6 protein-coding genes are annotated in these 11893 nt (G+C 47.9%); 4 read left to right on the forward strand and 2 right to left on the reverse strand.

Features of this window, described 5'->3' with window-relative positions; all coding sequences use genetic code 11:
- Window positions 1-5 precede the first annotated feature (5 nt).
- From AAIH57_RS09640 to AAIH57_RS09655, 4 genes are all read left to right on the forward strand, one after another.
- Window positions 6-4982 (forward strand): DUF4132 domain-containing protein, encoded by a 4977-nt coding sequence (locus AAIH57_RS09640; protein WP_430021469.1) that lies wholly within the window; start codon window positions 6-8, stop codon window positions 4980-4982.
- Window positions 4983-5629: 647 nt separating this feature from the next.
- A complete protein-coding gene (locus AAIH57_RS09645) occupies window positions 5630-8329 on the forward strand; it encodes a glycoside hydrolase family 3 C-terminal domain-containing protein (protein WP_430021470.1) in 2700 nt (899 codons plus the stop codon).
- Window positions 8330-8400: 71 nt separating this feature from the next.
- On the forward strand, window positions 8401-9948 hold the full coding sequence (locus tag AAIH57_RS09650; protein WP_430021471.1) for a glycoside hydrolase family 30 protein: 1548 nt from the start codon (window positions 8401-8403) through the stop codon (window positions 9946-9948).
- 115 nt (window positions 9949-10063) lie between these two features.
- The gene (locus AAIH57_RS09655; protein ID WP_430021472.1) at window positions 10064-10528 is read left to right on the forward strand and encodes an acetyltransferase; all 465 of its coding nucleotides are present in this window, start codon (window positions 10064-10066) and stop codon (window positions 10526-10528) included.
- Between the two features lie 28 nt (window positions 10529-10556).
- Here the strand turns inward: AAIH57_RS09655 and AAIH57_RS09660 are convergent, their stop codons facing one another.
- Together AAIH57_RS09660 and AAIH57_RS09665 are read right to left on the reverse strand one after the other, a co-directional pair.
- Entirely contained in the window at window positions 10557-11345 is a 789-nt protein-coding gene (locus tag AAIH57_RS09660; protein WP_095361044.1) for a formate/nitrite transporter family protein, read from the reverse strand.
- Window positions 11346-11516: 171 nt separating this feature from the next.
- Window positions 11517-11735, reverse strand: coding sequence for a bacteriocin immunity protein (locus tag AAIH57_RS09665; protein WP_175397710.1), 219 nt, complete (start codon window positions 11733-11735; stop codon window positions 11517-11519).
- Between the last annotated feature and the right edge of the window lie 158 nt (window positions 11736-11893).

The following is an 11893-nucleotide window of genomic DNA, read 5'->3' on the forward strand; positions in this document are numbered from 1 at the left end:
ATTGGATGAATCAGAACGATAACGAACAGGTATATATCAAGAGTCTGCAGGAGAAGGCAGTGTCTTTGAAAGGTATAGAGCAGGAGCTCGCGGGATATGTGGTGGAGATGGCCGGATTCACTTATTTGCGCGGAGACGAAAAAGCATACTTGAATACAGAACAGATCCTTCGGGACCGGGCTGCCGAAACGCAGAATTCCTTATTTGAGCCTTTACTGAATGTACTTGGGCATCTGGTGAATGAACCGTTGGTGGAACGATTCCGTTACATTGCTGACCGAGCCACAAATTACCCGTACAGCATCATGTACGAGCGCCGACCATTTCGAAGTTTGGATCCTGAACTGCATATTGGACAGGTCATCCGCAAACTCATTGGTTTGATGCGTATGGAGATACAGGAGTTCTCCCTGGACGAATATGTATCGCTTCGTGAATACAAGTTTGATTATTTGTATGAAATCCGATCTGTACTTCCGGATTGTATTGCCTATGAACTGGACCATCTAAACGGGGGTATGAAGCAGGCATTGCATGAGATCATTTATGGCGACAATCAGTCGGCATTACTCACGGGTGAGATGATCAAAGGCATATTCATGAGTGACCAGGCAGAGGCGTACCAAATGGTGGGTGAACTGCTTGTAGCAGCAAGACTGCAGGAAGGATTGCGTCAGAGTATCGTTGAACGGATGGATGAAGGAACAATTGAGGCGTTTGTATACATATTAAAAGTAATTATCGATCACAATTTAATTCGTTTCAGTTCGGTGGTTAGGGCACTGGCCGTTTGGACAGGTATCGGGATTGACGCAGCGAATGCTCGCGTTGCTGCACAGTTAATCGAGCAGGCTTACGAAGCATTGACCGATACAGGCGTACGTGAAACTTGGATGCAGGATTCGAATGCCAATAAGTTATTTATTAGTCTGTGGGCGACAGCCGTCATTGAAGAGAACAATTTGCAGGATAAACTGATCCACATTATGGACCATGGTCCGTTGTACCAGAAGATCGTCGCTCAATATGTACTAGCGAACAGCCAGAATCGAGAACTGCGGCTTAACATTGCACGTCGTTATCTGGCGGTGCAGGATTTGGAGCTGCTGCATTGGATTGTCCAAAATTATGATGCAATGTATATGCACAACTGGCGTTTCGAGAATGGGGAGAATCAGCGCAGTATCTACATTTCGCCATTGCCTGTTTTTGCAGACAAGACGATACGGCGTCATGACTTCGACCAGTTCAAACAGTTGCTGGCCCTCATTCCCCAGGGAGGGGAAGGTGGACAGTCTGGAGTTCTTGAATATGTCCATTACCGGGTTGATCGGGATGATGTGGTCAAAAAAATGCTGTATCTGGCTGCCTACGATATGGACCCCGACTGGATCGGGGAAGTCATCGCGGTGAAGGACAAGCTGAGCCCGGAACTTCGAGGCGAGCTATTGTCCCAGTTCGTTCAGCACCCCGAAAACGAGGTGCAAAGACAGTTTATTTTTGATAGCCTTTCCGACAAAAGTATAAATAATCGTGAGAGTGCCCTTGCCAAAGCGAAGCAGCTCACCTTAACAGGCGAAGAGCTGAAGCAGATGGAGGCTTTACTTAAACTCAAGACCGGATCGCTTCGCCAGAAGGTTATTCAGGTGCTTTTACTGCAGCCTGTCGAACAACTGAAGGCTTCCGTAGAACGTTTACTGCAAGCGAAGAGCGAACTGCAGCGTCTGGGTGCGCTGGAACTGTTGACGGAAATTGCGGCAGATCCGGAACGGACAGACCAGCACGAGCAATTACAACCGTTAGCCGGACTGATCCAGAAGCCTACGTCGAAGGAGCAAAAACTGCTGGACAAGCTGACGGAGGAGGGCAGCCGATATACTGCTTCGAACGGTTTTGGCCTGTTCGACCCATCCCGGGTGGAGCCACTGCTGCAGGAGAAGCGTGATCTTAGTGGCTTCAGTCCCAAGGATATCTTCACCCTTTCGCTGGAGAAGGCTAAACCCTTTATGGAAGGATTGGACGCTCTGGTTCATCAGCACAGGGATCATGAGTATGAGGTGGAGTATTATGCGGGCTACCGAGAGACGCTCTTGATCGGAGCCAGCCTGCGCTCCATGGTGTCTTATGCGGAACGGAACAATATGAAACAGATGGAGCAATATCCTCTTCACGAAGTATGGGAGGAGTATGTTGCGCAAAGTGATCTGAACGGCCCTGAACTGATGCAGCTTTATTTTGTTTTGCAGTTCAGTACACTGAACTGCAGCTTAAATGAACATTACAGTTATTATCACGATCAATATGATTATAACGAATTAAGCAAGATCCCGTTATTGGAAGGCTGGCGCAAGTCCTTTGCCGAACAGACATATCCGCTTGTCTATATGGAAGAACTGAAACAAATGGCGGCTTCGCTGACATATAAGGATCAGGTGGCTGAATTGATCTCGGCAGCGTTCAAAGACAGCAACCCGGCAGAAACGTTTGAAATGGCGGAGAAGACGTGGGCTTCCATTATCGCAAGCATGCCGGAGGAACAACTGGAGAAGGAAACCGGAATGCTTCATATTCTGACGGAACGGTGGAACTATCTCGTAAGAAGCAGAATATACGATGATGCCAGTTTCCAAAGATTTTTCCAAACGGCTTATCAGTTTATCAACCTTGTGGGAAATACACAGCGTTTCTCCCTGTTATCATTCGAGGATTACCTGCGGGCATTCAAATTGCGTTTGATTGATGATCAGACCATGTACCGTCAGCTGCTGACGGGCGGGGATCGCCTCACATTTATTCGTGATTTGACATGGGCACGGACGGAAGGCATCACAGATGATCCGGAACTCGTAGAATTACGAAATACCGTTGTTGAACGAATTTTGGAGATTGAATTGACACGAGGCGAGCTTTCGACAGAAGTCAGCACACTGGCAATGAAATTTGGAAGAATTGAAGGTATGGAACACTGGGTGCATCTTGTCTCTGCCATGGATAAGGATACCTTTGTACGAGGCTATATTTACAGCTACGGAGATAACACAACACGCAAGGAGACGTTCAGTCATCTGATTCAAGTCTGCCATCCACGGGATGGTGAAGATGAGAAGCTTCTGAGACAATTACTTGAGCAGCATCCCATTCCGGAGAAAAAGTTATTGGAAGCTGCCATGTATGCACCCCAGTGGATGGAGATCGTATCGAAGTATCTGGGATGGGAGGGGCTCCGCAGTGCGGCGTGGTACTTCCATGCCCATATTAACGAACGTTTTACGGCTGAAAAGGAAACCATCGTCGCGCACTATTCACCTATATCACCGCAGGAATTCAACGACGGGGCATTTGATATTGCCTGGTTCGAGGAAGCTTATGCAGCTGTCGGCGAGGAAAGATTCAATCTGTTATATGACTGTGCCAAATATATATCCGGCGGATCCAATCATCGCAGATCCCAGTTGTTTGCCGATGCAGCGTTAGGAAAGCTTCAACTGGAGGATATGCGTCAATCCGTGCAAGACAAGCGTAATAAGGATCATCTGTTAACGTACAGTCTGATTCCATTCCAAGAGCAGCAGGAACAGGATCTGCGTGAACGATATAATTTTATTCAGAAATTCCTGCTTGAGAGCAAGGAATTCGGAGCCCAGCGCCGTGCCAGTGAAGGTGCCGCAGCACAGATTGCTCTTGGCAATCTTGCCCGAAATGCAGGATATACGGACGTCACCCGGCTGATCTGGAATATGGAAGCGAGCAAGCTGGACGAGATGAAATCCTATTTTGAACCAAAGGCTCTGGATGAGACAACGACAGCACAATTGGTCATTGATGAGGAGGGTCAGTCTGAGCTTGTCCTTGTAAGTAAAGGTAAGTCGCTCAAATCTGTACCTGCGCGGTTCAAGAAAGACGGATACATTACGGAGTTGAAGGAAATAAAGGGCGATTTGGTTCAGCAATATCGCCGGGCAAGACAGGAATTGGAGCGTTCCATGACCGCAGAGACTGCCTTTACCGTCCAGGAAATTGCCAGCCTCATGCAAAATCCGGTCATTCGGCCGTTGATTCGTACGTTGGTATTCCAGTCAGGAGAGCGTTTGGGGTATTTTGATAGGAAGACAAGTGGAGGTTGCCTCATTGTACCTGGTCAACAACATGCGACGCATTCATTGACGGATCAGGATAACCTGGTGATTGCACATCCACTGCAACTGCTGCACAGTGGCACGTGGAGCGAGTTTCAGCGGGATCTGTTCACCCGTCAGGAACGTCAGCCTTTCAAACAGGTTTTCCGTGAGCTGTACCTTCCCAATGAAGACGAACTCGCGAATGGAACCGTATCCCGCCGATATGCCGGGTATCAGATTCAACCGAAGAAAGCCGTTGCCCTGCTCAAAGGACGTCAATGGACAGTCAGTTATGAAGAAGGGCTGCAAAAGGTCAGCTATGAGCATAACCTGATTGCCAATCTGTATGCCATGGCAGACTGGTTCTCTCCGGCAGATACGGAGGCACCTACGCTGGAGACGGTACAATTTTATGACCGCAAGACGTATAAGCCGGTAGCCTTGAAAGATGTACCGCCACTCTTCTTCTCAGAGGTCATGCGTGATGTTGATCTGGTGGTCAGTGTTGCACATGTGGGCGGGGTTGATCCGGAAGCCAGCCTGACAACCATTGAAATGCGCCACGTCATTGTCAATGAATCCCTGCGTCTGCTCAAGATCTATAATGTTCGTCTGGATGGAAATTATGCACGGATCGAGGGTGCAATCGGCGAATATGCGGTTCATCTGGGCAGCGGCAATGTATTTAAACAAGCAACAGGTGCACTTTATATCGTTCCTGTGCATAGTCAGCACCGAGGAAGAATATTCCTTCCGTTTTTGGATGAAGATCCGAGAACGGCTGAGATTTTATCCAAAATCATGCTGCTGGCAGAAGATACGAAGATCAAGGACCCACAGATTCTTGCACAGCTGAGAGGCTAGAAACAGCACAAGGTAGACAGGACCAGATCAAACAAGACCCGTTCAAGCAGGACAAGTTTGCATAGATGTATCGGTTTAAGCAAGCTCTGCAAAAAAAAGTTACGATAATACGTTAAGTAATAAGTGGAGAAATAGCAGCCGGAGTACCTGTTAAAAGGGACTTCGGTTGCTTTTTATTTTCGAGGTTGAATGGACGTGTACCGTGCATCCGGTTTCAAATAGACTTTGGGCCCAGAGAATCGAGACAGTTTCCTTGTTTTGATAATTAATTGAATAAATTGTAAAGTTGGATGTGGGACATATCGACTGTTTTTAAAAGTGAATGTTTTGTATGATTTACGTTACAAAAATGTAAATAATTCGTTTTCATATATTGTTATCCGCATTCATCTGGACATAATGCCTAAGAACTAGTTCACTCCATTCGGCCCTATTTCCAAATTTAAGGGGATGCATTCTGCCAAAAGGTCGGCTATCGTAAGGAAGCGAAATTGCTCGCTCGCTAATTGAGCTGCACTTTTCGCAGTGATGTGCAGGGCTGCCTGAATGCTTGAAAGGCTGGGACAAGCCAGTTTGCATTCCCTTGTATACATGTATTCAATATGCATACGAGAAAAATGATCAAGAGAGAAGGAGAGCTTACAAACATGAACAGAAGACTCAACCTGATTTTCCTCAAACGATGGTTTATGCTGTTAATCATCGTGGCGGTTGCGGCGATGCCGCTGCACGCCTTTGCCGCAGAAGCGGAATCCGGGGCAGACCGCCCATGGATGAATAAGTCACTGTCTGCGGAGGAACGTACCGAACTGCTGCTCAAAGCGATGACGCTGGAGGAGAAAGTCGGATTCGTTACCGGTAAAGTAAATAACTATTATGGTTTCTATAATGATGGACTGGAGCGCCTTGGCATTCCGGCATTACAGATGGCAGATGGACCGGCAGGGGTGCGGGTTGCGAACCCGGATATTCAGGACAAAAAGTCCACAGCACTGCCTGCACCGATTGCCCTCGCAGCATCATGGGATACCGATCTTGCCAAGAAATATGGTGACCTGATCGGGCAGGAAGCCCATGACACAACACATAATGTGGTACTGGGCCCTGGCCTGGATATCGCACGTACCCCTTGGGGTTCCCGTAACTTCGAATCCCTTGGTGAAGATCCGCTGCTGGCATCCGGCATGGGTGCGGCATATGTAAACGGGATTCAGAGCAATCCGGTTATTGCTACCGCAAAGCACTACATCCTGAACAATCAGGAGACAGAACGTTTCACCACCAATGCAACAGCCAGTGAACGTGCCATTCAGGAGATTTATACACGTCCGTTCAAGGCGGTGGTGGAGAAAGCGGATCTGGGTTCTGCAATGTGCTCGTTTAACCAGGTTAACGGTACATATGCTTGTGAGAACAAGGAGATGCTGACCGATGTCCTCAAGGACCAGTTCGGCTTCGAAGGGTTCGTCATGAGTGACTACGGTGCCAACTTCAGTACAGTGGAATCCGCGAACGCGGGTCTCGATCTGGAAACACCGGGTGAACCATATGGCAAATGGGGAAGCAAGCTGCTTGAAGCCGTGAACAAAGGTGAAGTCAGCGAACAAACCATTGATGAAAAGGTCAGACGGATCTTGCTTCAAATGTTCGAAAAAGGGCTGTTCGATAACCCTGTAACCAATACACAAATCAATGCGAAGGCAGATGGGGCTAAAGCACGTGAGTTTGCGGAAGAGAGCATGGTTCTCTTGCAAAATAACGACAACATGCTGCCACTGTCGAGCAAAAATCTGAAGTCTATTGCAGTGATCGGACCCGATGCGGATACCGCATCCGCAGCCGGTGGTGGTAGCAGTCTCGTTAATCCGACCTATACGGTGAGCCCGCTTGAAGGGATTCGTAACCGTGCAGGAAACGGTGTAGATGTGCAATATGCAGCCGGAACCGATCCGATCTCGGCAGGAGATGCGTTTAACGGACCGTCCGCGGTACCATCCACGCTCTTGTCTCCAGCGGGTGCTAACGAAAGTGGTTCAGACAATGTGAAAAACGGATTGCATGCCGAATACTGGACAAACAAAGATATGGAAGGCAATCCTTCTCTGGTTCGTACAGATAATCAGGTCAACATGAATCTTGGATTTTACAACTATGAAGGCTTCAATGCACAATCATCCAAGCTTCCAACGACGCCTACGGAGTTCAATGGCAAAATGTCCGCCCGCTGGACAGGTTCCATTAAGGCACCGAAAACAGGTGATTACAAACTGTCCCTGACCAGTCTGGGTTCTGCAAAACTATACGTGGATGATCAGCTGCTGGTAGACAATCAAGGTGCGAAACTGAGCACTACAAAGAAAGAAATTACGCTTAAAGAAGGCGAGTCTCACAACATTCGGATTGAATATCGTACAGATTTCCCGGTACAATCCAGTAATGACATGGGTGCCCAAGTTCGTTTCGGATGGGAAGCTCCTGAAGATGCGGTGGATGCCAAAATGCAAAAAGCTGTCGATCTGGCCAAAAAATCGGATGTCGCGGTTGTCGTGACACGTACGTATGACAGTGAAGGTTATGTAGACCGTTCCGATCTGGAGCTGCCAAATAACCAGGAGCAGCTGATTCGCGAGGTAGCGGCAGCCAATCCGAAGACGATTGTTGTACAAATGAGTGGTCGCGCCGTTGAAATGGACTCCTGGCAGAAAGAAGTGCCATCCATCGTTCAGGCTTGGTATGCAGGTCAGGAACAAGGTAACGCTGTGGCACGTGTTCTGTTCGGTGATGTGAATCCATCCGGTAAATTGCCGGTGACGTTCCCATCTGACGATTCACAAACACCGGTATCCACTGCGGAACAATTCCCGGGTGTGAATGGTGTGGGTAGTTACTCCGAGGGTATCTTTGTAGGCTACAAAGGATATGACAAAGAAGGCATGACACCGGCGTTCGCATTTGGACACGGGCTGTCTTACACCGATTTTGACTACCGTAACCTGCATGTGAAAAACACAGGTAAAGGCGACGATGCTACCGTAGAAGTGTCCCTGAACCTGCGCAATACAGGTAAAGTTTCAGGTGCAGAAGTTGTACAAGTGTACGTAGGCAATCTGCCAACGAGTGTGGAAACACCGGAAAAACAACTTGCTGGCTGGGCCAAGGTCGATCTGAAAGCAGGCAAGCAGCAGCGTGTCAACATTAAGCTCGATCGCAGTGCACTATCCTATTGGGATGAAAAGTCGAATGAATGGGTAATGCCTAAAGGTAAAGTATCTGTTTATGTCGGTAGTGCATCAGATGATATTCGTCTGACAGGCAGTGTGAATATCGGAAGCAAGTCCGGTAAATAAAAGGAAGAAGCAAAGAGTCGTGGCCGAATGGCCGCGGCTTTTTCCACACTTGGAGAGGAGCGTGACATAAGATGAGCTCGCGATGGAGAGAGAAGAAAACAGGGTGGATTATCCTGTTGCTCGCTGTATGCATTGTGGCTGGCTTCGGCAGATGGTGGATGACAAACCGCACCGAAGAGGACGCCATCCCTCCACCATTAGAGAAGAAACCAGCAACAGCTGAAGTATGGCTGACAACCGGAGATCATCAGCATTTGCTGGAACCGCAGCAGCCGCTCCCCTGGATTACATCGGAAGCGAATGATTCCGAAGCAGAATTCACCATAACCATTGATCCGTCCCAAACGTATCAGACCATGGATGGGTTCGGTGCTGCAATGACAGGTTCATCCACCCACTTGATCAACCAGCTTCAGCCAGAGCAAAGAGAACAATTGCTGAAGGAGCTGTTTACGGCAGAAGGCTTGAATTTGGATATGGTGCGTCATACCATTGGGGCTTCCGATTATTCGGTGGATGCATCCGGTCAGCCTTCAAGTTATACGTATAATGATATCGAATCCGGTACCGATTATGATATGAATCATTTTTCGATCGACAAAGACCAGGAAGTTGTGGATATGCTCAGACAGATCATTGGATTAAAGCCGGATATCAAGGTTATGGGCACACCCTGGACCGCTCCAGCCTGGATGAAATATGGCGAGAATACAACGAATGGCTGGTATTTGGATTACAGCAATCCTAAGGTGTATGAAGCGTACGCACGCTATTTCGTAAAGTACATCCAAGCCTATCAGGCCCAGGGTGTGCCCATCTATGGAATGACCTTGCAGAACGAACCGGAGTTCACCTCGCCCAACTATCCGAGCATGAGTATGGGAGCCGAAGAACAGGCCATGTTTATCCGTGATTATCTTGGGCCGGCCATGCAAGAGGCAGGACTGGATACACGAATCATCAGTTATGACCATAACTGGGATCAGGCAGTGGAATATACAAGCAGCGTGCTTGGGGACGAAGCGGCTGCACAATACACGGATGGCTCAGCCTTCCATTGTTATGAAGGGGATCCGGCCTCCATGTCGGAAGTGCATGATCGCTTTCCGGATAAAAATATCTATTTTACCGAATGCAGCGGCGGGGAATGGAGTCCTGATTTTGGCGAAAATCTAAGCTGGCAGATGTCCAATCTGATGATCGGTGCTCCGCGAAACTGGGCCAAAAGCGTCCTGCTCTGGAATATCGCGCTCGATCCGCAAGGCGGACCTACGAATGGTGGCTGTGCGAACTGCCGGGGAGTGGTGACAATCAATCCGGAGAATGGGGACGTGACCCGCAATGTGGAGTATTATGCGCTTGGTCATGTTAGTCGTTATGTACGTCCGGGAGCCTTAAGAGTGGATTCGACCGAAGAACGGGGCAAGCTTGAGAACGTTGCTTTTCGTAATCCGGATGGCACAATGGTGCTGGTTGCAGCTAACACAGAGAACGAAGAAGTTATTTTCCGAGTGGACATGGAAGGAAAGACGTTTCAATACATGCTGCCATCCCAATCCGCTGCCACGTTTCGTTGGAATCTAAATCTGGTCAAGGATAGCCTGAGTAAGGATAAATGACAAGCATAAAGATGAATAGAACCATTTCGATCTAAAATGAAAAATTGGAAGTCGCTTATTGGATTTATGCAAAATGCTCATATAATAGTCACTATAGGAAAGGGGCGAAGTGAAGATGGCAATTATACCATACCGAGAGCAGGATCATGCCAAGCTGGTTTCCATCTGGGAACGTGCTGTAAGGGCAACCCATACGTTTCTGGCCGAAAAGGATATCGTTTTCTATAAGAGTGTGGTGAGTGAGGCCTTGGCAGACATGGAAATATGGGAAGCGGTAGACTCAGCGGATGAACCGAATGGTTTTATTGGGATGGACGGCAAGCACATTGAGATGTTATTCGTGGACGGGGACAAGCATGGACAAGGTCTCGGACGGATGCTTATTACGCATGTTATTCAACTTAAGGGTAATGATCTCAAAGTGGATGTGAATGAGCAAAATGAGGGTGCTGCCCGGTTTTATGCCCGAATGGGGTTTATACAGACCGGCAGATCGGAACTGGATGGATCAGGCAATCCTTTTCCCCTGTTACATCTGGAGATGAAAAAGAAATCCTCCGCAGCCAACATCTTGAGATGAGTGGTTGCGGGGGATTTTGCTACACGAATTAATGTGTTTCATCATCAAGAAATGGTTTGTTCACCGCGTAATACATGAAGCCCATCAGCAGCACGCCTCCCACCAGATTACCGAGGGTTACCGGAACCAGGTTATGGATGACTCCGCCAAATGAGATCGTTCCCGGATGGTTCAGCACGAGTGCAATCGCAAACGTACACATATTGGCTACGCTGTGCTCATACCCCGAGATGAAAAAGCAGAAGACAAAGAGCATCATGGCAAACATTTTGGCCCCGTTCTCCTTCATGAACATCGGCACGAAGAACGCAAGGCATACGAGCCAATTACACAGAATTCCCCGGAAAAAGAGCTGCATCGCCGGAGCCTCCATCTTGTGCTCCACCACACTTAACAGGAACCCGTTGACCTGAGATGAATCGAATAACCCTGTCAGATAGATTAATAGAGCAAAGACAGCAGCGCCCATCAGGTTTCCGCTGTAACTGGCAATCCACAGCTTAACCACTTCGAACCAGCGCAGCTTCTTTCTGAGTGCAGCGTACGTGTAATAAAACGTATTCCCGGTAAACAGGTCCCCCCCGCCATACGCAATCAGGATAATAGCCGCTCCAAACGTAAGTGCTGCCATGGGGTATGTAAATGGGGACTGCTCCATATAAAAGAAATTTCCTGTCTTAAAAGCCACGATTACCCCAAATCCGATAAACATGCTGGCCAGCATGGAGCGTGCAAGGTACCGGATCAAACTTTGTTTGTAGATCTTGTGCTTCTTCAAGGCTAGTTGTTCAACGTTGCGTAAACCTTCCGTTTCCATAATTCGCCTCCGTTTCTCGGTGTAATGTTTACATTATAACGAAAATTTGGAAGAGAGGTGGTATGAGTTTAACTACCACGGCAAAAGTTTAACTAAACAACCATTAAAATCAGGCTGTTCATTGTTATTGAATTCATATCAGACATAGCCGATCGTTCACCTCCTGAAGAACTAGAATTGGGACGGAAGCTGAATGGGGCGAGCAGCTAGCGCTTCTTCTACAATCTGCTCAGGCGTCAGGTCTCGATTATCCCAAAAAATCAAATTACTGATCTCCGCATGAGGGACCTGCAGCTGCAGCTCAGTTAGAATGTCATCCAGTTCCGCTTCGGTCCCTTCAGCATTCATCAGCTTCCGAACCCAATCTACCAATTGTGAATGGTCAGACATAAACAATACCTCCTGAATAATTCATAGTATTACTTAACTAGACTTACACAGTTTAACGCCCGCGTACAACTCCGTTTTCCATAATTATCTTTCATTTTCCAAGTGGATGATTGCATAAACTTACAAATCTCGCCAAGTTCATTTCATTATAACGAATT

The organism is Paenibacillus sp. MABNR03, from assembly GCF_050455445.1.
Classification (GTDB): Bacteria; Bacillota; Bacilli; order Paenibacillales; family Paenibacillaceae; genus Paenibacillus; species Paenibacillus xylanilyticus.